A 26,650-nucleotide genomic window follows, 5' to 3' on the forward strand; every position below is an offset into this window, starting at 1 on the left:
ATTCCCTCCGTCCCATAAAGAAAAGCTACAGAGGCTTTTCTGTAAAAACCTAGGTATTACTTGATGAACCCTTGGTAATGGCGTTTGATCATCTGGCTTTCAATCTGCTTCATCGTATCAAGTGCAACCCCGATAACGATCAACAGCGACGTACCACCGATGTAAATCTGCTGAGGCAAATTAGCCAACTTGCTGAAGAAGAACGGCAAGATGGAGATAGCCATCAGGAACAAAGCACCAGCCAATGTTAAGCGGTTCAACGTACGAGTAATGTACACCTCAGTGTTTTTACCAGGTCGAATACCAGGAATGTAACCGCCATTTTTCCTCATGTTCTCCGCCATTTGTACAGGATTGATCTGTACAAAGGTGTAGAAGTAGGTAAAGCCGATAATCAGTACTGCGTAAAGCAGCATGCCCAAACCTGCACTCGGCTGGAAGTTTTCATAAATCCAGTTGGCAATACCCGTTCTGGATTGATCCACCCAGAACTGAGCAATTGTTGACGGGAAAATTACGAGCGAGATCGCAAAGATAACAGGAATAACACCAGCAGAGTTGATTTTCAGTGGAATGTGGGTAGATTGCCCACCGTACATTTTACGTCCAACCACTCGTTTAGCATATTGAACTGGAATTTTACGAATACCTTGCTGCATAAAGATAACCCCGACAATAATGGCGAGGATCACCAGCAGGATGATCACAACTTTAACGATGCTGAAAAAGATGTTCTGAGAAGGATCAGCAAATTGTGTGGTGTAGATCGTCGTAATTCCGTTTGGAATGTTAGCGACGATACCCGCAACGATCAGGATCGAAATCCCGTTACCGATACCTTTTTCAGTAATCTGTTCACCCATCCACATCATGAACGCGGTTCCTGCGGTCAGTGTCAACGCAATCAGTGCATAACTGCCCACAGACGTATCATTGAGCAAGCCAGGCGCGATATTGTTGAAACCGATCGTCATCCCTACAGACTGAATCAAGCCAAGGATGATTGTAAAGTAGCGAGTAACCGTAGCGATTTTGCGACGGCCAACCTCTCCTTCACGTGCCCATTGCGTTAGCTTTGGAACGACATCCATCGACATCAGCTGCATGATAATCGAAGCCGTGATGTAAGGCATGATTCCCATGGCAAAAATCGAGTAGTTATGCAGTGCACCTCCAGAGAAGGTGTTCAACAATCCCAGTAAGTGGCTTGTGTTCTGCTGAAACAACTCGACATTTACGTTAGGAACTGGCACAAAGCTTCCGATCCTAAAAACCACTAGCATCATGAGTGTAAAAAGGATCTTACGACGTAAATCGCCAATCCTAAAAATGTTAGTTAAGGACGCTAACATTAGATCACCTCGGTTGTTCCACCGACTTGTGCGATCTTCTCAGCAGCAGCTCCGGAGAACTTGTGAGCTTTTACAGTCAGCTTCACTGTCAGTTCACCGTTAGCCAGAACCTTAACACCGTCGCGCAGCGCACTGATAACACCAGTTTCTTTCAACAGCTCAGGTGTTACTACAGTACCCTCCTCGAAACGGTTCAGCGCGTCCAAGCTAACAAGCGCAAATTCTTTGCGGCTGATGTTAGTGAAACCGCGCTTAGGCAGACGACGGTACAATGGGTTTTGACCACCCTCGAATCCAGGACGTACACCGCCGCCGGAACGAGCTTTTTGACCTTTGTGACCTTTACCGGCAGTTTTGCCAGTTCCGCTACCGATACCGCGACCGATGCGCTTACGAGTGTGACGGGATCCTTCTGCAGGTTGCAGTTCATGCAATTTCATACGTTGCACCTCCTAACTAATTGAGATGTGTGATTATGCTTCTACTTCTTTCACTTCAACCAAGTGCTTCACTTTGAAAACCATACCGCGGATCGCAGCGTTATCTTCTTTCACTACGGTAGAGTTCAATTTGCGAAGACCCAGAGCTTTTACAGTGTCTTGTTGATCGACAGTGCGTCCAATCAAGCTACGTTTGAGGGTGATTTGCAATTTTGCCATGTTCATTCCCTCCTTATTAACCCAACAACTCGTCAACAGTCTTACCGCGAAGTTTCGCGACATCTTCCGCTGTTTTCAGACGGCCGAGGCCTTCCAGCGTAGCGTTGACCATGTTGATAGGATTGTTGGAACCAAGAGACTTACTCAAGATATCGCCTACACCAGCCAGTTCGAGAACGGCACGAACAGGTCCACCAGCGATAACACCTGTACCCGCAGAAGCAGGCTTCAGGAGAACTTTACCTGCACCGAATTGGCACATTACTTCGTGCGGAACAGTCGTTCCTCTCATCGGTACACGGATCAATTTTTTCTTAGCGTCGTCAATCGCTTTACGAATAGCGTCTGGAACTTCTTGAGCTTTACCCATACCAGCACCTACGTGGCCGTTACGGTCACCCACAACAACCAAGGCGCTGAAGCTCATGCGACGTCCACCTTTAACCGTCTTAGCTACACGGTTAACTGCGACTACTTTTTCTTCGAGCTCTAATTTGCTAGGGTCGATACGCATTCCTTTCCCTCCTTGTTGTTAGAATTGCAGACCAGCTTCACGAGCTGCTTCTGCCAGTGCTTTAATACGTCCATGATAGATGTAACCACCGCGGTCAAAAATCACTTCAGTCGCACCTTTTTCTTGTGCACGCTTAGCGATCAGTGTGCCAACAGCTGTAGCAGCTTCCACATTAGCGCCATTTTTCAGGCCCAGCTCTTTATCCAAAGAAGATGCAGATACCAGTGTTACGCCAGTCGCATCGTCAATCAGTTGAGCGTAGATGTGCTTAGAAGAACGGAATACGTTCAGACGCGGGCGGATAGTAGATCCAATCACGCGTTTGCGAATACGCAGGTGACGTTTTTTCCGAGCTTTGTTTTTATCAGCTTTCGTAAACATTAAGCGGCCTCCTTTCTCATGAAGCTAGAAGCTTATTTACCTTTTTTACCTTCTTTACGACGAACCACTTCATCACTGTACTTGATACCTTTACCTTTGTATGGTTCAGGTTTACGAAGTGCACGGATTTCAGCAGCAATTTGGCCAACGCGCTCTTTGTTGATACCTTTAACAACCAGAGTTGTTTGGTTTGGTACGTCGATTTCAATACCCGCTTCTGGAGTAACTTCCACTGGGTGGGAGAAACCAAGAGAGAGAGTAATTCCGTTGCCAGTTTTGGCAGCACGGTAACCTACACCGACCAGTTCCAGGGTACGAGTGAAGCCTTCGGATACGCCTTTTACCATGTTGGCAACAAGCGCACGAGTTGTACCGTGCAGGGAACGGTGAAGTTTGTTATCGCTAGGACGCTCTACTACTACTTCGTTCTCAGCGATGTTGATTTTGATATCTTCATGGAAGCTACGAACGAGTTGACCCTTAGGGCCCTTTACCGTCAGCTCAGTTCCGTTCAGAGTGAGGGTAACGCCTGCAGGTACCACGATCGGTTTTCTACCGACACGAGACATGTGGTGCACCTCCTGTGCTATTTACAATCTATTTATTACCAAACGTATGCAAGTACTTCTCCACCAACAGCTGCTTGACGAGCTTGCTTGTCAGTCATTACGCCAGTGGATGTAGAGATGATCGCGCAACCGAGGCCACCCAATACCTTAGGTACTTCAGTGTTTTTTGCATATACACGAAGACCTGGTTTGGAGATACGTTTCAGACCTGTGATTACACGCTCGTTGTTCGCACCATATTTCAGGAATACACGGATGATGCCTTGTTTGTTGTCTTCAACAAACTCAGCGTCGCGGATGAAGCCTTCTTCTTTCAGAATGCGCGCGATTTCCTTTTTGATGGTGGACGCCGGGATTTCCACTTTCTCGTGGCGAACCATGTTGGCGTTACGGATGCGAGTCAACATATCTGCGATTGGATCAGTCATAACCATGAGAGAAAACCTCCTTCCCGTTTCAAATTACCAGCTTGCTTTTTTCACGCCTGGAATTTGACCTTTATAAGCAAGTTCACGGAAGCAAATACGGCAGAGTTTAAATTTGCGCAATACGGAGTGAGGACGTCCGCAACGCTCGCAACGAGTGTACGCGCGCACTGCAAACTTCGGCTGCCGCTGTTGCTTGATGATCATTGATTTCTTTGCCACATTCTTCCCTCCTTACGAGTGGGTTTATTTACGGAATGGCATACCCATTTGAGTCAAGAGCTCGCGAGCTTCCTCATCCGTTTTCGCGGAAGTGACGATAACGATGTCCATACCGCGTACTTTGTCAATTTTATCGTACTCGATCTCAGGGAAGATCAGTTGTTCCTTCAGACCAAGTGTGTAGTTACCGCGACCGTCAAACGCCTTGGAAGAAATTCCACGGAAGTCACGAACACGTGGAAGAGATACGTTCATCAACTTGTCGAGGAAGTGGTACATACGCTCGCCGCGCAGAGTAATCTTCGCACCGATCGGCATACCTTCACGCAATTTGAAACCAGCGATAGATTTCTTCGCGCGAGTTACTACAGGCTTTTGACCAGCGATCAGAGCCAAGTCTTCAACTGCAGTATCCAAGGCTTTAGCGTTAGCAACCGCTTCGCCAACACCCATGTTGATGATGATCTTTTCTACTTTCGGCACTTGCATGATGGAAGAGTAGTTAAACTTGCTCATCAAACCAGGCACGATTTCATTTGAATACTTTTCTTTCAATCTTGTTGCCATCTAGGATATCCTCCTTTCCAACCTGACTACTTATCGAGTACTTCGCCAGACTTCTTCGCATACCGAACTTTCTTGCCGTTATCCAAAACCTTGTAACCGATGCGAGTTGCTTTTCCGGACTTCGGATCGATCAAAGATACGTTAGATACGTGGATAGCTGCTTCTTGAGTCACAATGCCACCTTGCGGGTTAGCTTGAGACGGACGGCTGTGTTTCTTCACGAGGTTGATACCTTCAACCAGAACGCGTTCTTTCTTCGGATAAGCAGCGAGAACGCGACCTTTTTTGCCTTTATCTTTACCCGCATTTACGATAACAGTGTCGCCTTTTTTAACGTGCATCGCTTGGTGCACCTCCTATCGAACAAACTGCCTGAGTTTTGCCGTTCAATTAGATAACCTCTGGAGCCAAAGAGATGATCTTCATGAAATCCTTATCGCGGAGCTCACGAGCCACAGGTCCAAAGATACGCGTTCCACGAGGGGACTGATCTTCTTTGATAACTACAGCTGCATTTTCATCGAAACGGATGTAAGAACCATCCTGACGACGCACGCCGCTTACTGTGCGAACTACAACCGCTTTAACTACTTGACCTTTCTTGACAACGCCGCCGGGTGTAGCGGATTTAACGGAGCACACAATAACATCACCGATGTTCGCCGTTTTGCGACCGGAACCACCCAGAACCTTGATGCACATGAGTTCCTTAGCACCGGAGTTGTCAGCAACAGCCAATCTCGTCTGAGTTTGGATCATTTACTGTTCCTCCTTTCGGAATTGATATCCGAAAATCTGACTTATACGATTACTGCCTCTTCGACGATACGTACCAAACGGAAACGTTTGTCTTTCGACAATGGACGAGTTTCCATAACTTCTACGATGTCGCCCACTTTTGCCGTGTTGTTCTCGTCGTGAGCCTTGAACTTTTTGGAGTATTTCACGCGTTTGCCGTACAACGTGTGTGTCTTGTAAGTTTCAACAAGAACAACAATGGTTTTATCCATCTTGTCGGAAACGACGCGACCTACAACTGTTCGACGCATATTGCGATCTGCGGTCATCGTTCAAACCTCCTTCCTTTAATTAGCCGATTCCCAATTCTCTCTGGCGCAGGATGGTTTTCGCACGTGCGATATCCTTACGCACTTGTTTAATGCGAGATGTGGTTTCGAGTTGACCGGTAGCCAACTGGAAACGAAGGTTGAACAACTCTTCTTTCAAAGAAGCGACGTTTTGTTCGATCTCGGCAGTGGTCAAGTTACGATACTCATTAGCCTTCATGTGCGTCACCACCCACTTCTTCACGCTTCACGAACTTGCACTTGATAGGCAGTTTGTGCATAGCCAGACGCATAGCTTCGCGAGCGACTTCTTCAGGAACGCCAGCAAGTTCAAACATGATCTTGCCTGGTTTCACTACCGCTACCCATTTCTCAGGAGAACCTTTACCGGAACCCATCCGTACTTCGAGCGGTTTTTGTGTTACTGGTTTGTCTGGGAAAATTTTAATCCAAACTTTACCACCACGTTTGATATAACGAGTCATCGCAATACGAGCTGCCTCGATTTGACGGTTCGTTACCCAAGATGGTTCTAATGCTTGCAATCCGTATTCACCGAACGCAACAGTGGTACCGCCTTTTGCGTTACCTGCCATTTTCCCGCGGTGTTGTTTACGGTGTTTCACGCGTTTTGGCGTCAACATGATTACTTGCCTCCTTCCTCAGTAGCGACGTTCTTTCTCGCTGGAAGGACTTCTCCACGATAGATCCACACTTTTACGCCGATGCGACCATAAGTGGTATGTGCTTCTGCAGTACCGTAGTCGATGTCAGCACGCAGAGTGTGAAGCGGAACAGTACCTTCGCTGTAACCTTCAGAACGTGCGATGTCCGCGCCGCCAAGACGACCGCTTACCAAGGTTTTAATACCTTTAGCACCTGCGCGCAGCGTACGAGTGATCGATTGCTTTTGCGCACGACGGAAAGAAATGCGGTTTTCCAATTGGCGTGCAATATTTTCAGCTACCAGAGTAGCATCCAGATCCGGACGTTTTACTTCGTTGATATTGATATGAACGCGTTTGCCAGTCAGTTCAGTCAAGGCTTTGCGCAGAGTTTCAACCTCAGCTCCACCTTTACCAATTACCATACCAGGCTTAGCGGTGTGAATCGTTACGTTCACGCGATTAGCTGCGCGTTCGATTTCGATAGTAGATACAGCAGCATCTTTCAGACGCCCTTTTACATACTTGCGGATTTTCAAGTCTTCGTGCAACAGAGTTGCGAAGTCCTTGTCAGCGTACCACTTGGACTCCCAGTCACGAATGACACCGATCCGAAGACCTACCGGGCTTACCTTTTGACCCACACGTAATCCCTCCTTATTTCTCGTTTAGTACCACGGTGATGTGGCTCGTGCGTTTATGGATGCGGCTAGCGCGACCCATAGCGCGCGGACGGAAACGCTTCAACGTAGGACCTTGGTCTACGAAGATTTTGCTCACTACTAGGCTGTTTGGATCCAGCTCATAGTTGTGCTCAGCGTTTGCAATAGCCGACTTCAGGAGCTTTTCAACAACTGGAGAAGCTGCTTTAGGCGTGTGTTTCAAGATCGCCAATGCTTCACCTACTTGCTTACCACGAATCAAGTCAACCACGAGGCGAACTTTACGAGACGCGATGCGGATATTCCGAGCAACTGCTTTTGCTTCCATCTTTGTACCTCCTCTCTGTCAAGAGAAAATTAGCGCTTCTTGGATTTCTTGTCGTTGTCGACGTGACCCTTGAAGGTACGAGTTGGTGCGAATTCACCCAATTTATGACCAACCATGTCTTCCGATACGTATACTGGTACATGTTTGCGGCCATCGTAAACTGCAAACGTGTGTCCTACGAAATCAGGGAAAATGGTGGAACGGCGAGACCAAGTTTTGATCACTCGCTTCTCGTTCTTTTCATTTTGCTCGTCAACTTTTTTCATCAAGTGGTCATCCACGAAAGGACCCTTTTTTAAGCTACGTCCCATTTGTGAACCTCCCTTCGCCAATGGCGTTCGGTTATTGTATCAGCCTACCTTACTTTTTACGGCGGCGGATGATGTATTGGTCGGACTTGTTCTTCTTCTTGCGAGTCTTGAGACCCAGGGTTGGTTTACCCCAAGGAGTAACAGGTGCCTTACGACCGATTGGAGCGCGACCTTCACCACCACCGTGTGGGTGATCGTTAGGGTTCATTACGCTACCACGAACTGTCGGGCGAACACCCAACCAGCGGGAACGTCCTGCTTTACCAATGTTCAGCAGTTCGTGATCTTGGTTACCAACTTGACCAATGGTAGCACGGCATACGTTATGAATGCGGCGTGTTTCACCAGAAGACAGACGTACGATTACGAACTCTCCATCACGACCAAGCAACTGAGCGGAAGTACCAGCTGCACGAACCAGTTGGCCACCTTTGCCAGGTTTCAGCTCGATGTTGTGGATGGTTGTACCTACAGGGATTTTCTCCAATGGCAGAGCATTACCAACTTTGATGTCGGCATCTGCACCGGATACGATCTCGTCGCCCACGCGAAGACCTTGTGGAGCGATGATGTAACGTTTTTCACCGTCAACGTAGTTGATCAGTGCGATGTTAGCGGAACGGTTTGGATCGTATTCGATAGTAGCTACGCGACCTACGATGCCATCTTTGTTACGCTTGAAGTCGATAATACGGTATTTACGTTTATGACCGCCACCTTGATGACGAACGGTGATTCTACCTTGGTTGTTGCGACCAGCTTTTTTGCTAAGAGGCGCGAGCAAGGATTTTTCGGGAGTCGACGTAGTGATCTCCTCGAAAGTAGAAACCGTCATTTGGCGACGACCAGGAGAAGTCGGTTTAAACTTTTTGATACCCATGTTAATACCCTCCTTTTCGGTAGTCGTCGAGGTTATACTCCCTCGTAGAAGGCCAAGTCTTTGCTGTCTTCAGTCAGCTTAACGATCGCTTTCTTCCACTCGGATGTGTAACCGGAGTATTTTCCGTAGCGTTTTGGTTTAGCAGGAACACGAACAGTGTTAACTGCTTCTACTTTTACGCCAAATACTTTTTCAACAGCTTGTTTGATTTCTGTCTTGTTGGCTTTGAGAGGTACTTCGAAAACGTACTTCTTCTCAGCCATCATATCAGTGGTGCGCTCGGTAATGACAGGGCGCTTAAGGACATCATGAAGGCTCTTCATTAGGCGAGCACCTCCTCTACTTTCGCAACCGCTTCTTTCGTCACGATTACTTTGTCATGCGCTACCAGGTCCAGAACGTTAATGCCTGCTGCATCTACGATTTTAGCGCCTGGGATGTTGCGGGAAGAGAGCGCTACGTTTTGATCATACTCGGAGGTAACGATCAGAACTTTGCGATCTACTTTGAAGCTGTTCAGAACAGCTGTCATTTCTTTTGTTTTTGGAGCCGCGATATTCAGGGCTTCCAATACCAAGAGTTCATTGTTTTGTACTTTGGTAGAGAGTGCTGATTTCAGTGCCAAACGACGAACTTTACGGTTCAGTTTGTAACCGTATTTGCGAGGTGTTGGACCGAATACAACACCGCCACCTTTCCATTGCGGAGAGCGAATGGAACCTTGGCGTGCACGACCTGTACCTTTTTGGCGCCATGGCTTGCGGCCACCACCACGTACTTCAGAGCGGTTCTTTACGTCATGTGTACCTTGACGTTGGGATGCTTGTTGCATCACGATCGCATCGTACAGTGCAGCGTTGTTAGGTTCAATCCCAAATACGCTTTCTGCCAATTCGATTTCTCCAACTTGAGAACCGGTTTGGTTATAAAGAGCTACTTTCGGCATGTCAGTTCCTCCTTTCCTTACTAGTTCTTCTTGACTGCCGTGGAAACGAGTACGCAACCGTTTTTCGGACCAGGCACGGAGCCTTTAACGAGAATCAGGTTACGTTCTGCCACTACTTTCACTACTTCCAGGTTTTGGATAGTAACGTTGTCGCCACCCATTTGACCTGGCAGGCTTTGACCTTTGAATACGCGTCCTGGATCAACTGCACCCAGAGAACCTGGGCCGCGATGGTAGCGCGAACCGTGAGCCATAGGACCGCGGGACTGATTGTGACGTTTGATGGAACCTGCGAATCCTTTACCTTTGGATACGCCAGCAACGTCAACGATATCTCCCTCAGCAAAAATATCAGCCTTCAACTCTTGACCAACCTCAAAGTCAGCGAGGTTAACTCCGCGAATTTCGCGAACGAAGCGCTTAGGAGCAGTGTTAGCTTTTGCTGCATGGCCTTTTTCCGGCTTGTTAGCGCGCTGCTCTTTTTTGTCTTCGAAGCCGATTTGGATTGCTTCGTAACCGTCATTCTCCAGGTCTTTCTTTTGGAGAACTACGTTAGAACCAGCCTCGATGACCGTTACAGCAATCGCTGTTCCGTTCGGACCAAAAACTTGAGTCATTCCAAGTTTTTTCCCTAAGATTCCTTTGGTCATTTGTGCCACCTCCTGTGCTTATTTCAGAAAAACATTTTATGTTGTATCAAGTCCCCATCGATGCGCAGGGGTGCCATTTTAAGGGTTTGATGCTTGGTGTAACACGCTTATCAAGACAACGTCTGCGCGTGTATCGCTTTTTGGGACCTTACAGCTTGATCTCGATGTCCACACCAGATGGCAGATCCAGACGCATCAAAGCATCTACTGTTTGTGGTGTTGGGTTCAAGATGTCGATCAAACGTTTATGTGTACGCATCTCGAATTGCTCACGAGAATCTTTGTACTTATGAACCGCACGTAGGATCGTATAAACTGCTTTCTCAGTAGGAAGCGGGATTGGACCGGATACGTTTGCACCGGAACGCTTCGCAGTGTCCACGATTTTCTCTGCGGACTGGTCGAGAATTTTGTGATCATACGCCTTCAAACGAATACGAATCTTTTGCTTTGCCATTGTAGTCCCTCCTTTTTCGCCCATTTTCTAAACAGACATTTCTCCGTGGAAATATCCTGCACCCCGGTCATGGCCAAGGGGCCGGGTGTGTCAGCAACCTCCCACATCATCGCAAGTCCATGACCAACATTCAATATTGTACTAAAAATAATTGGGCAACGCAAGTCATTTCTTTAGGTACCCACATATTTTTTGTACAAGCAAGCCAAATCAGTAGGCTCACCCTGACTATGATACTGATTTCCCCACTGAAAGGCAAGCGGGATTCCCTGCCAGCTGCAGCTAACTTCTATATATAATAGAAGAAACACGCTATACTAAGGATGGAACATCCCCTTAAAGGAGGCTAGACGTGATGTCCGAAGCAATTCGTACTCCCTATGAAATGATTGGCGGCGCCGATACATTAGCCCGTCTTGTCGATAACTTTTATGATTTGGTAGCAAAGCACCCAGATCTCGCTCCTCTTTTCCCCGAAGATTTCACCGAGGTGAAAGAGCGGCAATATCAGTTTTTAACTCAGTTTTTGGGTGGACCCACTCTATACACCGATCAACATGGTCATCCCATGCTTCGCGCACGCCATATGCGTTTTCCTATCGGTGTTGTTCAGGCGGAAGCATGGCTGGCATGTATGAAGGAAGCCATGGATCAAACCGGGCTTCAAGGGGAGCTGAGGCAGCAAATATTTGATCGCCTGCGACTTACCGCTCATCATATGGTCAATCAATGGGAACAAAAAGAAGAAGCGTAGGGATCTCCCCTACGCTTTTGTTGATACCTCTGACGCAGCTCCAGCAGCGTTTGCCTGGATTTTCTTTGGCATCGTACGCGAGCCCAAGTAAACGCCTCCAACGATCATGACCACTGCGAGCAAATGAACGATCTGAAGCCGCTCTCCTAAAAATAGTGCCGCGAATAGCAAACTGGCCATCGGCATTCCATTTAGAAATACGGCCGTTCTACTTGCCCCTAATTGACGAATTCCATAATTCCAACCGATTGTCCCAAGTGCTGTCGAAAGTGCTCCCGATACGAATATGACACCCCACTGAAAAGCCGATACATCCAATCCGGTATAGTAGCTGAGCGGATTCATGGAGAGGGCCGTTCCCCATAAAAAGACAACTCCAAACATTTGCGATATAGCTGTAATTAATAAGACAGGTACACCGCGTACTACTAGCTTTCTTACGAGCAATCCACCTGTTACATACATGAGCATAGAGAAAAACATGACCGCATCTCCCCAGCCATTCATGTGAATACTCCCGTGCTGAGAAATGACAACAATCAATACACCCGCAAATCCGATCCCAATGCCCAAGCCTTTTCTCCACGACATGCCTTCCCCAAGCAGCATCATCGCAAGTAATGCCGTGGCCAATGGATTCAACGCTAAAATGAGCGATGCATTGCCAGCCGTTGTGTACTGGACACCCGTAGCCAGTGTGATTTGATGAAGCGCGATAGAGCTCGCCCCTACACCTGCTAGCAGTAGCCAATCCATTTTCCTGAATTTCAAGTTCTGCCGGTACATATACACAATAGGTGCTAGACAAAGACCCGCAACGGTCATTCTGATTACAGCTACATATATAGGAGGAAATACGGTGAGATATTTAACCATGACGACATTCAAACCCCACAGCGTAATAACTCCTGCTAACATCAAATACAGTAAACGCTCATTACTTTTCATTTTTATTGTATCCCCCATCCAATCCTGATCGTATTGTAGCACATCCTAAGGAGATCCTTATTGAATCATTTTGATGGGAGCCATTTATAAAATCGATGATATTCAAAACGAAACAGCAAAAAACCCGACAACAAAATGCTGTCGGGTTTTATACGTTAATCTGAATCGATTAGGATTCGATGGAAGCTACAACGCCAGCGCCTACTGTACGGCCACCTTCGCGGATAGCGAAGCGAGTACCTTGTTCCATCGCTACTGGAGCGATCAGTTCAACAGTGAACTCAGTGTTGTCGCCAGGCATGATCATTTCAACGCCTTCTGGCAGTTGGATGATACCTGTAACGTCAGTTGTACGGAAGTAGAATTGTGGACGGTAGTTAGCAAAGAAAGGAGTGTGACGTCCGCCCTCTTCTTTGGACAGAACGTAAACTTCTGCTTTGAACTTAGTGTAAGGCTTAACGGAACCTGGTTTCGCCAAGCATTGTCCACGCTCGATGTCTTTACGGTCTACACCGCGAAGAAGAGCACCGATGTTGTCACCAGCTTGAGCGGAATCCAGCAATTTGCGGAACATCTCAACGCCAGTTACAGTTGTATTTTTAGTTTCTTCAGCCAGACCGATGATTTCTACTTGGTCACCAACTTTAACTACACCGCGCTCTACGCGACCAGTAGCTACAGTACCACGACCAGTAATTGTGAAAACATCCTCTACAGGCATCAAGAAAGGCTTGTCAGTTGCACGCTCAGGAGTTGGGATGTAGCCGTCAACAGCTTCCATCAACTCAGCGATTTTCTTAGCCCATTCACCAGTTGGGTTGTCCAAAGCTTCTTTAGCAGAACCTTTGATTACTGGAGTGTCGTCACCTGGGAAGTCGTATTGGGACAGCAGGTCACGGATTTCCATTTCAACCAGTTCCAACAACTCTTCATCGTCTACCATGTCGCATTTGTTCATGAATACTACGATGTAAGGTACGCCTACTTGTTTGGAGAGCAGGATGTGCTCGCGAGTTTGTGGCATAGGGCCATCAGCTGCGGATACAACCAGGATTGCTCCGTCCATTTGAGCAGCACCAGTAATCATGTTTTTCACGTAGTCAGCGTGACCAGGGCAGTCAACGTGAGCATAGTGACGGTTTTCAGTTTCGTACTCAACGTGTGCTGTGTTGATTGTGATACCGCGCTCTTTTTCTTCTGGAGCAGCGTCAATCGCAGCATAGTTCATTGCTTGCGCTTTACCTGATTGTGCCAAAACAGTTGTGATAGCAGCAGTCAGGGTAGTTTTACCATGGTCAACGTGACCAATAGTACCGATGTTAACGTGTGGTTTATTACGCTCAAATTTCGCTTTTGCCATGAGAGAAAAGCCTCCTTAAATGATAAGGGTTATATTGGTTAAAGAAAGGTTTACCCTACTAATGGTTGTCCCGTTACTATTGTAAACCTTTCTCTTTTGAAGATAAAGCCAGGAGCAATTATTATTCGCCTTTGGACTTTTTGATGATCTCTTCGGAGATGAATTTTGGTACCTCTTCGTAGTGATCGATCTCCATGGAGTAGTTACCACGGCCTTGTGTACGGGAACGAAGAACTGTGGAGTATCCGAACATCTCGGACAGTGGTACCATCGCACGGATCGCTTGTGCATTTGCACGAGCTTCCATACCTTCGATGCGACCACGGCGGGAGTTCAGGTCACCCATTACGTCGCCCATGTACTCTTCAGGCATGATTACTTCTACTTTCATGATTGGCTCAAGAAGAACAGCGCCACATTTTTTCGCAGCTTCTTTCAAAGCGAGAGAACCTGCTACTTTAAATGCCATCTCGGAGGAGTCAACGTCATGGTAGCTACCGTCTACGATAGTAGCTTTGATATCTACCAGCGGGAAGCCAGCGATAACACCATTTTTCATTGATTCTTCGATACCCGCTTGAACAGCAGGGATGTATTCTCTTGGAACCACACCACCGACGATTTTGTTTTCAAACTGGAATCCAGCACCAGCTTCGAGTGGAGCGAACTCTACCCAAACGTGACCGAATTGACCACGACCACCGGACTGACGAACGAATTTACCTTCCACTTTAGCTGCTGTACGGAATGTTTCACGGTAAGCAACTTGTGGTGCACCTACGTTCGCTTCCACTTTGAATTCACGTCTCATGCGGTCAACGATGATCTCCAGGTGAAGCTCACCCATACCGGAAATGATTGTTTGACCTGTTTCTTCATCCGTACGAGTTCTGAACGTAGGGTCTTCTTCAGCCAATTTGGACAGGGCAATACCCATCTTGTCTTGGTCTGCTTTAGACTTAGGCTCGATCGCAACGGAGATAACTGGTTCTGGGAATGTCATGGACTCCAGGATAACTGGAGACTTTTCATCACACAGAGTATCACCAGTCGTTGTATCTTTCAAACCTACTGCAGCAGCGATATCACCGGAGTAAACCGTTTGGATCTCTTCACGGTGGTTTGCGTGCATTTGCAGAATGCGTCCTACACGTTCACGCTTGCCTTTAGTAGAGTTGAGTACATAAGAACCAGCATTCAATACACCAGAGTATACACGGAAGAAGGTCAGACGACCAACGTAAGGGTCAGTCATGATCTTGAAAGCAAGAGCAGAGAACGGACCATTATCGTCAGCTGGACGAGACACTTCGTCTTCGGAATCTGGCAAAGTACCTTTGATCGCCGGAATGTCTACAGGCGATGGCAGGAAGGTTACTACGTTATCCAGCATAGGTTGAACACCTTTGTTGCGGTAAGAAGAACCGCACATTACTGGAACGAGTTTAACATCGATGGTACCTTTACGCAGAGCTGTACGAATTTCATCGTTAGTCAACTCTTCGCCTTCGAGGTACTTCATCATCAGTTCTTCATCTTGTTCTGCAGCCGCTTCAACCAATGCCAGACGCAGCTCATCGCATTTGTCTTTCAGGTCAGCAGGGATTTCTACAGCGTCAGATGTTTTACCCAGGTCATCAGTATAGATGATTGCCTTCATCTCGATGAGGTCAACCATTCCTTTGAACTGATCTTCAGCACCGATTGGGTATTGAACTGCTACCGGGTTAGCTCCAAGACGAGTGCGGATTTGCTCCAAGCACATGTCGAAGTTAGCACCGATGATGTCCATTTTATTGATGTAGCAAACACGCGGAACACCGTATTTGTCAGCTTGACGCCATACGGTTTCAGTCTGTGGTTCTACACCACCCTTTGCGTCAAAAACGGTTACAGCACCGTCAAGAACGCGCAGGGAGCGCTCCACTTCTACAGTGAAGTCTACGTGACCAGGCGTATCGATGATGTTAATACGATGGCCTTTCCATTGAGCAGTAGTAGCGGCGGAAGTGATCGTAATACCGCGCTCTTGTTCTTGTTCCATCCAGTCCATGGTAGCCGCACCTTCGTGTGTCTCACCAATTTTATGAACGCGACCAGTGTAGAACAGAATACGCTCCGTGGTAGTCGTCTTACCAGCATCGATGTGAGCCATGATACCGATATTACGCGTATTCGAGAGAGAGAACTCGCGAGCCATTAGGTATGCTCCTTCCATAACTCGTGTGTGAGAATATACGGGTATCCGAAACGGATACCCATTTTAAAATCCTACCAGCGATAGTGAGCAAACGCTTTGTTCGCTTCAGCCATCTTGTGTGTGTCTTCACGCTTTTTAACAGCTGCACCAGTGTTGTTAGCAGCGTCCATGATCTCGTTAGCAAGACGTTGTTCCATGGTTTTCTCTCCACGGTTACGGGAGTAGTTAACCATCCAACGCAGACCGAGAGTGGTACGGCGCTCTGGTTTTACTTCGATTGGTACTTGATAGTTAGCACCACCTACACGGCGAGCTTTAACTTCCAGTACTGGCATTACGTTTTTCAGTGCTTCTTCAAACACTTCCATCGGATTGCGACCTGTGCGCTCCTGAATGATGTCAAATGCGTTGTAGAGAATGTTCTGAGCTACACCACGCTTACCATCCAACATCAGGCGGTTAATCAAACGAGTAACCAACTTGCTGTTATGAATAGGATCAGGCAGCACGTCACGACGGGTTACAGGACCTTTACGAGGCATCGTATTCCCTCCTTCTTTTCAATATAACTTCACGCCACTTCATAGGCGTTTTCATTATTTCTTTTTCGCTGCAGCAGCTGCTTGACCTGGCTTCGGACGCTTAGTACCGTATTTGGAACGACCTTGTTTACGGTTGTTCACACCAGCAGTGTCAAGTGCACCACGAACGATATGGTAGCGTACCCCTGGCAAGTCTTTTACACGACCGCCGCGCACAAGCACGACGCTATGCTCTTGCAGGTTGTGGCCAATACCACCGATGTAAGCAGTTACCTCGATACCGTTAGTCAAACGCACACGAGCGTATTTACGCAACGCGGAGTTTGGTTTTTTCGGAGTCATGGTACCTACACGAGTGCAAACACCACGTTTTTGAGGAGAACTCTGGTTGGTTTGGCTTTTCTTGAAGCTGTTGTACCCTTTTTGAAGAGCTGGGGACTTCGACTTCACAACCTTATCCTCGCGACCTTTACGCACCAATTGGTTAATTGTAGGCATGATGTTACCTCCCTTCTTAATACCCAATCTTCAAGACCACAGATCCAGGTGAGTCATTTTTAGGCCAAATAGAAAGTCCTTGTCCAGCATTACGCAACGTGTAACAACAGACAAAAACATCATTAACCACTTTTCTTAATCGCAGCAGTAGCTGCTCCCACTTCGATCCCGCACGCTTTGCCTAATCGCCGCATGGAATCTACGTGGATGACTGGAACACCCTTCTCTTTGCAAAGGAGCTCGACTTTTTGGGTCAAACGCTTATCAGCATCCGTAGCGATGTAAACTGCTTCTACCTGTTGGTGTTCGACAGCTTTGATCGTCTGCTTGATACCGATCGTCAACTCCTTGGCCCGCTCTACTTTTTCATAAGACATGATTTTCATATCCTCCAAAGTACAGATGTCAGGCACACTTGAATATAATATCAGGTGGGCTATGAGTTGTCAACGTCCCACTTCATATTTTTATTTAGGAAAGCGCCCACCGCAAATGATGGGCGCTTAACCTGCAATTACTCCACTGAAACTGCTGCTTGCTGCGCTTTCCCTGCCTCAAGCTCTGCTTCGTAATCCATCTGACTTGCCACTTTAATATTGCGATAACGCGACATACCGGTACCAGCTGGAACCAGCTTACCGATAATAACGTTCTCTTTCAAACCTAGCAAACGGTCCACTTTTCCTTTGATCGCTGCATCGGTAAGAACGCGAGTCGTCTCCTGGAAGGATGCTGCCGACAAGAAGGAGTCAGTTTCGAGGGATGCTTTTGTGATACCCAAGAGAACTGGACGACCAACTGCTGGATTTCTGCCTTCAATGAGAACTTTCGCATTTGCTTGCTCGAATTCCGGAACTTCCACATAGGAACCTGGCAGAAGATCGGTATCTCCGCTATCGATAACACGCAGCTTGCGAAGCATCTGACGAATCATTACTTCTACGTGTTTATCATTAATTTCTACACCCTGCATACGGTAAACTTTTTGTACCTCTTGCAAAATGTAGTTGGAAACTCCGCGCATGCCGCGAACTTTCAGCATTTCTTTCGGATCTACGGAACCCTCCGTGAGTTCATCCCCGGCATTCAGCTTGACGCCAACAGAAACCTTGATGCGAGATCCGTACGGAGCTGCATACACTTTGTTTTCCGCTTCACCACGAACTTCGATTTCGCGACGATCTTTACCTTCGCGAATGTCGACAACTTCACCATCAATCTCGGAGATAACAGCTTGCCCTTTCGGATTGCGCGCCTCAAACAACTCCTGAATACGCGGCAAACCTTGGGTAATATCGTCTCCCGCAACCCCACCGGTATGGAAGGTACGCATAGTCAGCTGGGTACCCGGCTCACCAATGGACTGAGCAGCAATAATACCTACTGCTTCCCCTACTTCCACCTCGGCGCCTGTTGCCAGGTTGCGTCCGTAGCACAGTTTGCAGACACCATGGCTGGTGCGGCAAGCAAGTACGTTACGGATGTAAACCTCCGTGATGCCTTCTTTTTCGATATACTCGGCAACCTCTTCAGAAATCTCCTCATTGCGGCCAATAATGACTTCTTTGGTCACAGGGTGGCGCAAAGTCTCGAAGCACGTACGGCCGATTAGACGGTCAGACAGCTTTTCGATCTCTTCTTTACCATCCTTAATGGCCGTAACACGAATTCCTTTATCCGTACCGCAATCTTTTTCGCGGACGATCACGTCTTGGGCAACGTCTACGAGACGACGAGTCAGGTAACCCGAGTCCGCTGTACGAAGTGCCGTATCGGCGAGACCTTTCCGCGCACCGTGCGTGGAGATAAAGTACTCCAATACGGTCAGACCTTCACGGAAGTTGGATTTAATAGGCAACTCGATGATTCGACCGGACGGGTTCGCCATCAGACCGCGCATACCAGCCAGCTGAGTAATCTGGGATACGTTACCACGGGCACCGGAGTTCGCCATCATAAAGATTGCGTTGAATTTATCCATCGATTTCATCAACACGTCTGTTACCTCATCCTTGGCTTTAGACCAGATAGAGATAACGCGATCATAGCGCTCATCTTCGGTAATTAAACCGCGACGGAACTGTGTCATGACGGTAGCAACCTTTTCGTCCGCACCATCGAGGATATCTTTTTTCTTACCTGGTACCGCGATGTCCGCTACGGCAATCGTGATACCTGCTTTCGTCGAGTACGTGAAGCCCAATTCCTTGATCTTATCTAGGATCATGGATGTTTTCATCGTACCAAAACGACGGAAGCACTCAGAGATAATGGTTCCCAGGAAGCCTTTTTTCACAGCACCTGGATCAGGGAGGTTCTTAATGAACTCCGTAACGTTCGTACCTTTATCAAAGATAAAGGACTCGTCTGGAACCATAAATTGTAGATTAGCTTTGGTTGGAGCATTGATGAACGGCAGATCCGCAGGGAAAATTTCGTTGAAAATGACTTTCCCGACAGTCGTTACGAGAAGCGCGTTCTGTTGCTGCTCAGTGAAGCTCGTTTTGTTCAGGCGCTTCGCAGGTAGAGCGATACGTGTATGCAAGCTAATGTAGCCTTGCTGGTACGCTGCAATCGCATCGTGCGGGTCACGGTAAATCGTACCCTCGCCTTTGTCGCCTTCCCGCTCCAACGTAAGGTAGTAAGAACCAAGCACCATGTCCTGGGATGGTGTAACTACCGGCTTACCGTCTTTCGGGTTCAAGATATTTTGTGCTGCCAGCATGAGGATACGAGCTTCTGCTTGTGCCTCTGCGGACAACGGAACGTGAACAGCCATTTGGTCACCATCAAAGTCCGCGTTGTACGCTGTACAAACGAGCGGATGAAGACGGATCGCGCGACCTTCTACCAATACTGGTTCAAATGCCTGGATACCCAGACGGTGCAAAGTAGGGGCACGGTTCAGTAGGACTGGATGCTCGCGGATAACATCCTCAAGTACATCCCATACCTCAGGCTGAACGCGCTCGACCTTGCGCTTTGCGCTCTTGATGTTATGAGCGAGGCCTTTTGCCACCAGCTCTTTCATCACGAACGGTTTGAAGAGCTCGAGTGCCATTTCTTTTGGCAAACCGCACTGATACATCTTCAGGTTTGGTCCTACAACGATAACGGAACGACCAGAGTAGTCAACACGCTTACCGAGCAGGTTTTGACGGAAACGACCTTGTTTACCTTTCAGCATGTGGCTGAGAGATTTCAGTGGACGGTTACCTGGTCCTGTTACCGGACGTCCACGACGACCGTTGTCGATGAGCGCATCTACTGCTTCCTGCAGCATGCGTTTCTCGTTTTGTACGATGATGTCAGGAGCACCCAGCTCAAGCAGGCGCTTCAGACGATTGTTCCGGTTGATTACACGACGGTACAGGTCATTCAAGTCGGATGTGGCAAAACGTCCACCATCCAATTGAACCATCGGGCGCAGCTCCGGCGGAATTACTGGCAGTACGTCAAGAACCATCCAATCCGGGTGGTTACCGGAGTTACGGAATGCCTCGAGCACTTCCAGACGCTTGATCGCGCGGTTACGACGTTGGCCTTGTGCCGTTTTCAGATCTTCTTTTAACGTTTCCACGTCTTTGTCCAGATCGATTTCAGCGAGCAGACGTTTGATCGCTTCTGCACCCATCATTGCTTGGAAGGAGTGGCCGTATTTCTCACGATAGTTGCGGTACTCTTTTTCGGAGAGCAGCTGCTTCTTATCGAGAGGTGTATCCCCAGCATCTGTTACCACGTAAGAAGCAAAGTAGATAACTTCTTCCAGGGAACGCGGGGACATATCGAGAACCAAGCCCATACGGCTTGGAATCCCTTTAAAGTACCAGATGTGAGAAACTGGGGCAGCCAGTTCAATGTGCCCCATACGCTCACGACGTACTTTGGCGCGAGTCACTTCCACGCCGCAACGATCGCACACTACACCTTTATAACGTACACGCTTGTATTTACCGCAATGGCACTCCCAGTCCTTGGTCGGTCCAAAGATGCGTTCGCAGAACAAGCCGTCTTTTTCCGGTTTCAGTGTGCGGTAGTTGATCGTCTCCGGCTTTTTTACTTCCCCGAAAGACCACGAACGGATCTTATCGGGGGAAGCCAAGCCGATCTTCATATATTCGAAGTTGTTCACGTCTATCACAGGGCGTTACCTCCCTTTTGTACCGGAATCTTACTCTTCGTTCAAGCTTCCGCCTTCGAGTACGAGGTTCAGCTTTTCACCATTGCCCTCATCCTCATCTTCCATCTCACGCATTTCAATCTCCTGCTCATCTCCGGACAGGATCTTCACGTCCATACCCAAGCTTTGCAGCTCCTTGATCAATACCTTGAAGGACTCAGGAACGCCTGGCTCTGGAACGTTTTCCCCTTTGACGATCGCTTCGTACGTTTTCACACGGCCTACGACGTCATCGGATTTCACAGTGAGAATTTCTTGCAAGGTGTAGGCTGCACCGTATGCTTCCAGTGCCCAAACCTCCATCTCCCCGAAACGCTGTCCGCCGAATTGAGCTTTACCACCCAATGGCTGTTGTGTAACGAGAGAGTATGGACCAGTGGAACGGGCATGGATTTTGTCATCAACCAAGTGAGCCAGTTTCAGCATGTATACGCAACCGACGGTTACACGTCGATCAAACGGTTCACCTGTACGACCATCGAACAAGATGGTTTTACCATCGCGGTCGAGTCCAGCTTCTTCCAACGTCTCGAATACTTCTGCCTGTCGTGCACCGTCAAATACTGGGGTTGCCACGTGAATACCCAGAAGCTTCGCTGCCATACCAAGGTGAGTCTCCAATACCTGACCGATGTTCATCCGCGAAGGTACACCCAGCGGGTTGAGTACGATCTCTACAGGAGAACCATCTGGGAGGAACGGCATGTCTTCCTCTGCCATAATCCGTGCAATAACCCCTTTGTTACCATGTCGACCGGCCATCTTGTCACCCACGGAAATTTTCCGTTTTTGGGCGATGTAGACACGTACCAGTTGATTTACGCCTGGAGGCAGCTCATCGCCGTTTTCACGCGTAAAGACTTTTACGTCCACGATAATTCCGGAACCACCATGCGGCACGCGCAAGGAAGTATCACGTACTTCACGAGCTTTTTCACCAAAGATCGCATGCAGGAGACGTTCTTCTGCTGTCAGCTCAGTAACCCCTTTTGGTGTTACCTTTCCAACAAGAATGTCGCCATCCTGAATTTCTGCACCTACACGGATAATACCGCGTTCATCCAGGTTTTTCAGAGCGTCCTCACCCACGTTTGGAATATCGCGTGTGATTTCTTCTGGACCCAGCTTGGTGTCACGAGCTTCGGACTCGTATTCCTCAATATGGATAGACGTATACACGTCATCTTTAACCAGTTTTTCACTCAGAAGAATCGCGTCTTCGTAGTTGTATCCTTCCCATGTCATAAACGCAACGATTACGTTACGACCGAGAGCCAATTCACCTTTTTCGGTGGATGGACCGTCACCAATGATATCGCCTTTTTCAATCCAGTCGCCACGGCTTACGATCGGGCGTTGGTTGATACACGTACCTTGGTTGGAACGGATAAATTTGTGCATCTTGTACTTGTCGATATCGCCAGCCACTTTCTTGCCGTCGATTTCTTTGTAACGACGAATCCAAATTTCGCGAGCCGTTACGCGCTCTACCTGACCCGGATGCTTAGCTACGATAGCTACCCCGGAGTCTTGCGCTGCTTTATGCTCCATACCCGTACCGACAAACGGTGCTTGTGGAATCAAAAGCGGAACGGCCTGCCGCTGCATGTTGGAACCCATCAATGCGCGGTTCGCGTCATCGTTTTCGAGGAACGGAATCAGCGCGGTTGCTACGGACACTACCTGTTTAGGGGATACGTCCATGAAGTCAACCTTGTCACGTGGTACGCTCAGGATTTCACCTTTACGACGGCAAATAACCATGTCGTTTACAAAGCGACCATCATCATCAAGAGGCTGGTTCGCCTGTGCCACGTTAAACACATCTTCCTCATCAGCTGTCAAATAGCTGATATCAGTAAGAACAAAGCCTGTTTCCGGGTCGACCTTACGACGAGGCGTTTCGATAAAGCCATAGTCGTTGATACGAGCGAAGGAAGACAGCGAGTTGATCAAACCAATGTTTGGACCCTCTGGCGTCTCAATCGGACACATGCGACCATAGTGGGAATGGTGAACGTCGCGCACTTCAAAGCCTGCGCGCTCACGAGTCAGACCACCAGGTCCGAGTGCAGAGAGACGACGCTTGTGAGTCAGCTCAGCAAGCGGGTTTGTTTGGTCCATGAACTGAGACAGCTGCGAGCTACCAAAGAACTCCTTCAGTGATGCAATCACTGGACGGATGTTAATGAGAGCTTGCGGTGTAATCTGATTCTGATCCTGGATGGACATACGCTCGCGAACTACGCGCTCCATACGGGACAAACCGATACGGAACTGGTTCTGCAAGAGCTCACCCACGGAACGGAGACGACGGTTACCCAAGTGGTCGATATCGTCAGTAGAACCAACACCGTGCAACAGGTTCATGAAATAGTTGATCGCCGAAACGATATCTGCCGGCGTAATATGCTTGAAGGATTTATCTACATTTCCGTTTCCGATGATCTTGATGATCTTGCCATCTTCGATCGGAGAGAAAATATTAATGGATTGCAGATGAATCGCTTCCTCTTCCAAAACGCCGCCATGCGTACGAACATCAATGCCTCCGATGTTTCCTTCCAGTGCTGGCAAAATGCGATCCAATACACGGCGGTCAATCATTTGACCTGCCTCGGCAAAAATCTCACCAGTATCGGTATCGACCAACGTTTCTGCCAAACGCTGATTGTACAGGCGATTCTTCAGATGAAGCTTCTTGTTCATTTTGTAACGACCGACAGAAGCCAAATCATAGCGCTTTGGATCAAAGAAGCGAGAGACCAAGAGACTCTTCGCATTATCAACTGTCGGCGGCTCACCTGGACGCAGGCGCTCGTAAATCTCGATCAGCGCTTTTTCAGTAGAGTCCGTATTGTCTTTTTCCAGCGTGTTCTTGATGTACTCATCTTCACCCAGCAAGTTTAAAATCTCAATGTCAGAACCAAAGCCCAATGCACGCAAAAGGACCGTTACCGGGATTTTACGCGTACGGTCGATGCGGACATAGATTACGTCTTTCGCATCAGTCTCCAACTCCAACCACGCGCCCCGGTTCGGGATCACAGTAGCTGTGAACGTCTGCTTGCCGTTTTTGTCCACTTTGGTGTTGTAATATACACTGGGGGAACGAACAAGCTGGCTGACAATAACGCGCTCAGCACCATTAATAATGAAGGTTCCCGTTTCAGTCATGAGCGGGAAATCCCCCATGAAGACTTCTTGTTCCTTCACTTCTCCCGTCTCTTTGTTCAACAAACGTACCTTCACACGCAGAGGCGCCGCATAGGTGACGTCACGTTCTTTCGACTCGTCAACATCGTACTTCGGCTCTCCCAAGCTGTAGTCGATAAACTCCAGCACGAGATTACCTGTGAAGTCCTGGATTGGCGAAATGTCTTGGAACATCTCACGGAGCCCCTCATCAAGGAACCATTGGTAGGACTTTTGCTGAATCTCGATGAGATTTGGAAGGCCCAGCACTTCGTTAATACGTGAATACGTACGACGCTGGCGGTGTCGGCCACTTTGAATCACTTTACCTGCCAACTTATTCACCCCTCAGGTTGTGTTTTCACACATAGAAACTTGGCATTCGGCAACTTTAAGAGAGCAGACGAATGCCTCAAAAATAAAAATGGGTTAAAGCAGTAACACCATTTTTAACCCAGAGAAACTCTATTTTAAAAGAATTCCCATGTTTTTACACAAACATTCCTTCCTTTTTCATAAAAAGAAGAAAATGCTTGACAGACAGGGAATTACTGAAAAATAGACATTTATCCCATATTGACATTTTATAATGCTATCACAATAGATTATTCTCGTCAAGAAAAGTTTTCTAACGTTCCTTTTCTTGACTATTTGATCGCTCGAAAAATGTGATAGCCTTTTTTGCGGTCTACCTCTATTACTTCTTGGTAGGTTTCCTGAAGCTTCTTCAATGCTGAAGGGGCACCTTGTTTCTTTTGAATCACTACCCACATCTCGCCACCCTCAGCCAGGAGCTCATACCCTTCCGTAAAAATGCGATGGACGATTTCCTTGCCCGCTCGAATAGGTGGATTGGTCAAAATGATATCGTACTGCTTTCCCTGCACCCCGCTGTAAACATCGCTAACGAGAACCACAACATTTTTCACGCCATTCAACTCGGCGTTACGTCGAGCCAAGCTCACGGCACGCTCATTGACGTCAATCATCGTTACCTGTCCCTCAGTAGCAAGTCCAGCAGCAGTCAGACCAATCGGACCATAACCGCATCCCACATCCAGTACTCGAGCATGACTGGGAATGTCCATATTTTCGATGAGCAATACACTCCCGAAGTCAATCCGATCGCGCGAAAAAACACCTGCATCTGTCCAAAAACACAGTTCTTTACCGCGAAGCTCAAACGCAAACTGCTGCTCATCATGCGCAGCGCCCGGTTGATTGGTGTAGTAGTGATCTGCCACGTGTGATTCACCCTTTTCGCATCGTTATAGAAGCAAGGCTCCCTCACTTCTACAGAAAAACCCCCTGCCGCAGGCAAGGGGATTTCCATTAGGAAGCTAACTTACTTTACTTCTACTTGTGCGCCAGCTTCTTCGAGTTTTGCTTTGAGAGCTTCTGCTTCGTCTTTGGAAACGCCCTCTTTGAGTGTTTTTGGAGCGTTGTCTACCAGGTCTTTTGCTTCTTTCAGACCCAGACCAGTCAGCTCGCGAACAACTTTAATAACGTTGATTTTGGAAGCGCCACCGCTTACCAGGTTTACAGTGAATTCAGTTTGCTCAGCAGCCGCTTCAGCGCCGCCACCAGCAACTACAGCTACAGGAGCAGCAGCAGTTACACCGAATTCTTCTTCGATTGCTTTTACCAGGTCGTTCAGTTCGAGAACGGACATGCCTTTAATGGCTTCCAAGATTTGCTCTTTAGACATTTTGAAATCCTCCCATTCAAGGAAAAGTATAGTTGAAACGTTAAGCGATCAGGCGATTACGCGCCTTGACCTTCTTTTTGTTCTGCCACTGCTTTGACTGCCAGTGCAACGTTGCGCATCGGAGCTTGCAGGACGGAAAGAAGCATGGAAAGGAGACCTTCGCGGGATGGAAGAGTTGCGAGTGCTTGAATTTGATCAGCAGCAACTACTTTACCTTCGATTACGCCACCCTTGATTTCCAGCTTGTCGTTTTTCTTAGCGAATTCAGCGATGATTTTCGCTGGAGCGATGATATCGTCTTTGGAGAACGCCAGAGCGTTCGGACCAGTCAGATATTGATCCAGTTCAGTCAGGCTTTCCTTCTCAGTAGCCAATCGAGTCAGGGAGTTTTTCAACACCTGGAACTCAACACCTGCTTCACGCAATTGTTTGCGCAGCTCAGTTACTTGTGCTACTGTCAGACCGCGGTAGTCAGCTACCACTGTTGTTTGGCTTTCGCGAAGCTTAGTTGCGATTTCGTTGATCGCTTGTACCTTTTCTTCACGAATAACGGTTGGACGAATTTCTGCCATTGTTTACACCTCCCGTGCTCTAGTTCCTAGAAAATGAA

34 protein-coding genes and 1 other annotated feature (1 of these 35 cut by a window edge) are annotated in these 26,650 nt (G+C 47.9%); of the genes, 1 reads left to right on the top strand and 33 read right to left on the bottom strand.

Annotated features, from left to right (window positions below; genetic code table 11):
• Positions 1-56: 56 nt before the first annotated feature.
• The 22 genes from secY to rpsJ all read right to left on the bottom strand — a co-directional run bounded on the left by secY (position 57) and on the right by rpsJ (position 10,655).
• Positions 57-1,352, bottom strand: a complete 1,296-nt coding sequence (secY, locus tag C3B52_RS30805) for a preprotein translocase subunit SecY (RefSeq protein ID WP_103110176.1) — start codon at positions 1,350-1,352, stop codon at positions 57-59.
• Complete coding sequence (rplO, locus tag C3B52_RS30810; protein ID WP_103110177.1) at positions 1,352-1,792, bottom strand: 50S ribosomal protein L15; 441 nt, start codon at positions 1,790-1,792, stop codon at positions 1,352-1,354. Before rplO ends, secY begins: the two co-directional genes overlap by 1 nt.
• A gap of 33 nt (positions 1,793-1,825) precedes the next feature.
• A complete protein-coding gene (gene rpmD / locus C3B52_RS30815; protein WP_103110178.1) occupies positions 1,826-2,011 on the bottom strand; it encodes a 50S ribosomal protein L30 in 186 nt (61 codons plus the stop codon).
• 16 nt (positions 2,012-2,027) lie between these two features.
• Positions 2,028-2,525: a 30S ribosomal protein S5 gene (gene rpsE, locus C3B52_RS30820; protein WP_103110179.1), complete on the bottom strand. Its 498-nt coding sequence runs from the start codon at positions 2,523-2,525 to the stop codon at positions 2,028-2,030.
• Between the two features lie 18 nt (positions 2,526-2,543).
• Entirely contained in the window at positions 2,544-2,906 is a 363-nt protein-coding gene (gene rplR, locus C3B52_RS30825) for a 50S ribosomal protein L18 (protein ID WP_047074697.1), read from the bottom strand.
• A gap of 32 nt (positions 2,907-2,938) precedes the next feature.
• Complete coding sequence (rplF, locus tag C3B52_RS30830) at positions 2,939-3,475, bottom strand: 50S ribosomal protein L6 (RefSeq protein WP_103110180.1); 537 nt, start codon at positions 3,473-3,475, stop codon at positions 2,939-2,941.
• Between the two features lie 35 nt (positions 3,476-3,510).
• Positions 3,511-3,909, bottom strand: a complete 399-nt coding sequence (gene rpsH, locus C3B52_RS30835; RefSeq protein WP_103110181.1) for a 30S ribosomal protein S8 — start codon at positions 3,907-3,909, stop codon at positions 3,511-3,513.
• 27 nt (positions 3,910-3,936) lie between these two features.
• The gene (locus C3B52_RS30840; RefSeq protein WP_005828830.1) at positions 3,937-4,122 is read right to left on the bottom strand and encodes a type Z 30S ribosomal protein S14; all 186 of its coding nucleotides are present in this window, start codon (positions 4,120-4,122) and stop codon (positions 3,937-3,939) included.
• Between the two features lie 24 nt (positions 4,123-4,146).
• Positions 4,147-4,689, bottom strand: a complete 543-nt coding sequence (gene rplE / locus C3B52_RS30845) for a 50S ribosomal protein L5 (RefSeq protein WP_103110182.1) — start codon at positions 4,687-4,689, stop codon at positions 4,147-4,149.
• Positions 4,690-4,715: 26 nt separating this feature from the next.
• Positions 4,716-5,030: a 50S ribosomal protein L24 gene (rplX, locus tag C3B52_RS30850; protein ID WP_007716253.1), complete on the bottom strand. Its 315-nt coding sequence runs from the start codon at positions 5,028-5,030 to the stop codon at positions 4,716-4,718.
• Positions 5,031-5,079: 49 nt separating this feature from the next.
• Positions 5,080-5,448 carry a 50S ribosomal protein L14 gene (gene rplN / locus C3B52_RS30855; protein ID WP_103110183.1) on the bottom strand — a complete coding sequence of 123 codons (369 nt, stop codon included), beginning with the start codon at positions 5,446-5,448 and terminating at the stop codon, positions 5,080-5,082.
• A gap of 41 nt (positions 5,449-5,489) precedes the next feature.
• A complete protein-coding gene (gene rpsQ, locus C3B52_RS30860) occupies positions 5,490-5,756 on the bottom strand; it encodes a 30S ribosomal protein S17 (RefSeq protein ID WP_103110184.1) in 267 nt (88 codons plus the stop codon).
• A gap of 22 nt (positions 5,757-5,778) precedes the next feature.
• On the bottom strand, positions 5,779-5,976 hold the full coding sequence (gene rpmC / locus C3B52_RS30865; protein ID WP_092276999.1) for a 50S ribosomal protein L29: 198 nt from the start codon (positions 5,974-5,976) through the stop codon (positions 5,779-5,781).
• A complete protein-coding gene (rplP, locus tag C3B52_RS30870) occupies positions 5,966-6,400 on the bottom strand; it encodes a 50S ribosomal protein L16 (protein WP_103110185.1) in 435 nt (144 codons plus the stop codon). Before rplP ends, rpmC begins: the two co-directional genes overlap by 11 nt.
• A gap of 2 nt (positions 6,401-6,402) precedes the next feature.
• Complete coding sequence (rpsC, locus tag C3B52_RS30875) at positions 6,403-7,065, bottom strand: 30S ribosomal protein S3 (RefSeq protein WP_103110186.1); 663 nt, start codon at positions 7,063-7,065, stop codon at positions 6,403-6,405.
• Between the two features lie 13 nt (positions 7,066-7,078).
• Positions 7,079-7,411, bottom strand: a complete 333-nt coding sequence (rplV, locus tag C3B52_RS30880) for a 50S ribosomal protein L22 (protein WP_023558735.1) — start codon at positions 7,409-7,411, stop codon at positions 7,079-7,081.
• Positions 7,412-7,440: 29 nt separating this feature from the next.
• Positions 7,441-7,722, bottom strand: coding sequence for a 30S ribosomal protein S19 (gene rpsS, locus C3B52_RS30885; protein WP_007716246.1), 282 nt, complete (start codon positions 7,720-7,722; stop codon positions 7,441-7,443).
• Positions 7,723-7,771: 49 nt separating this feature from the next.
• Positions 7,772-8,602 carry a 50S ribosomal protein L2 gene (gene rplB / locus C3B52_RS30890; protein WP_103110187.1) on the bottom strand — a complete coding sequence of 277 codons (831 nt, stop codon included), beginning with the start codon at positions 8,600-8,602 and terminating at the stop codon, positions 7,772-7,774.
• Positions 8,603-8,634: 32 nt separating this feature from the next.
• Positions 8,635-8,925: a 50S ribosomal protein L23 gene (gene rplW, locus C3B52_RS30895; protein ID WP_103110188.1), complete on the bottom strand. Its 291-nt coding sequence runs from the start codon at positions 8,923-8,925 to the stop codon at positions 8,635-8,637.
• Positions 8,925-9,548: a 50S ribosomal protein L4 gene (gene rplD, locus C3B52_RS30900; RefSeq protein ID WP_103110189.1), complete on the bottom strand. Its 624-nt coding sequence runs from the start codon at positions 9,546-9,548 to the stop codon at positions 8,925-8,927. Before rplD ends, rplW begins: the two co-directional genes overlap by 1 nt.
• Positions 9,549-9,568: 20 nt before the next feature.
• Positions 9,569-10,198 carry a 50S ribosomal protein L3 gene (gene rplC / locus C3B52_RS30905; RefSeq protein WP_103110190.1) on the bottom strand — a complete coding sequence of 210 codons (630 nt, stop codon included), beginning with the start codon at positions 10,196-10,198 and terminating at the stop codon, positions 9,569-9,571.
• A gap of 148 nt (positions 10,199-10,346) precedes the next feature.
• Positions 10,347-10,655, bottom strand: a complete 309-nt coding sequence (gene rpsJ, locus C3B52_RS30910) for a 30S ribosomal protein S10 (protein ID WP_005828858.1) — start codon at positions 10,653-10,655, stop codon at positions 10,347-10,349.
• Between the two features lie 355 nt (positions 10,656-11,010).
• On the opposite strand from rpsJ, the gene C3B52_RS30920 reads away from it, so the two are divergent.
• Complete coding sequence (locus C3B52_RS30920) at positions 11,011-11,409, top strand: globin domain-containing protein (RefSeq protein WP_103110191.1); 399 nt, start codon at positions 11,011-11,013, stop codon at positions 11,407-11,409.
• Positions 11,410-11,418: 9 nt separating this feature from the next.
• Here C3B52_RS30920 and C3B52_RS30925 read toward each other — a convergent pair whose 3' ends face one another.
• From C3B52_RS30925 to rplJ, 11 genes are all read right to left on the bottom strand, one after another.
• Positions 11,419-12,357: a DMT family transporter gene (locus tag C3B52_RS30925; protein WP_103110192.1), complete on the bottom strand. Its 939-nt coding sequence runs from the start codon at positions 12,355-12,357 to the stop codon at positions 11,419-11,421.
• A gap of 169 nt (positions 12,358-12,526) precedes the next feature.
• A complete protein-coding gene (tuf, locus tag C3B52_RS30930; protein ID WP_103110193.1) occupies positions 12,527-13,717 on the bottom strand; it encodes an elongation factor Tu in 1,191 nt (396 codons plus the stop codon).
• 121 nt (positions 13,718-13,838) lie between these two features.
• On the bottom strand, positions 13,839-15,917 hold the full coding sequence (gene fusA / locus C3B52_RS30935; protein WP_103110194.1) for an elongation factor G: 2,079 nt from the start codon (positions 15,915-15,917) through the stop codon (positions 13,839-13,841).
• Between the two features lie 71 nt (positions 15,918-15,988).
• A complete protein-coding gene (gene rpsG / locus C3B52_RS30940; RefSeq protein ID WP_007716226.1) occupies positions 15,989-16,459 on the bottom strand; it encodes a 30S ribosomal protein S7 in 471 nt (156 codons plus the stop codon).
• A gap of 54 nt (positions 16,460-16,513) precedes the next feature.
• The gene (rpsL, locus tag C3B52_RS30945) at positions 16,514-16,957 is read right to left on the bottom strand and encodes a 30S ribosomal protein S12 (RefSeq protein ID WP_005828873.1); all 444 of its coding nucleotides are present in this window, start codon (positions 16,955-16,957) and stop codon (positions 16,514-16,516) included.
• Between the two features lie 122 nt (positions 16,958-17,079).
• Positions 17,080-17,334, bottom strand: coding sequence for a 50S ribosomal protein L7ae-like protein (locus tag C3B52_RS30950; RefSeq protein WP_049742223.1), 255 nt, complete (start codon positions 17,332-17,334; stop codon positions 17,080-17,082).
• Positions 17,335-17,471: 137 nt separating this feature from the next.
• Positions 17,472-21,098 carry a DNA-directed RNA polymerase subunit beta' gene (gene rpoC / locus C3B52_RS30955; RefSeq protein ID WP_103110195.1) on the bottom strand — a complete coding sequence of 1,209 codons (3,627 nt, stop codon included), beginning with the start codon at positions 21,096-21,098 and terminating at the stop codon, positions 17,472-17,474.
• A 30-nt stretch (positions 21,099-21,128) separates the two neighbouring features.
• Complete coding sequence (rpoB, locus tag C3B52_RS30960) at positions 21,129-24,668, bottom strand: DNA-directed RNA polymerase subunit beta (protein WP_103110196.1); 3,540 nt, start codon at positions 24,666-24,668, stop codon at positions 21,129-21,131.
• Positions 24,669-24,979: 311 nt separating this feature from the next.
• Positions 24,980-25,576, bottom strand: a complete 597-nt coding sequence (locus C3B52_RS30965; RefSeq protein ID WP_103110197.1) for a class I SAM-dependent methyltransferase — start codon at positions 25,574-25,576, stop codon at positions 24,980-24,982.
• 101 nt (positions 25,577-25,677) lie between these two features.
• The gene (gene rplL, locus C3B52_RS30970; RefSeq protein WP_088910278.1) at positions 25,678-26,040 is read right to left on the bottom strand and encodes a 50S ribosomal protein L7/L12; all 363 of its coding nucleotides are present in this window, start codon (positions 26,038-26,040) and stop codon (positions 25,678-25,680) included.
• A gap of 56 nt (positions 26,041-26,096) precedes the next feature.
• Positions 26,097-26,612, bottom strand: a complete 516-nt coding sequence (gene rplJ / locus C3B52_RS30975; protein ID WP_049742218.1) for a 50S ribosomal protein L10 — start codon at positions 26,610-26,612, stop codon at positions 26,097-26,099.
• Between the two features lie 25 nt (positions 26,613-26,637).
• Positions 26,638-26,650 (bottom strand) — a sequence feature (ribosomal protein L10 leader region) (it continues 149 nt past the right edge of the window).

Source organism: Brevibacillus reuszeri, from assembly GCF_002897295.1.
In the GTDB taxonomy this organism is placed as follows: Bacteria; Bacillota; Bacilli; order Brevibacillales; family Brevibacillaceae; genus Brevibacillus; species Brevibacillus reuszeri_A.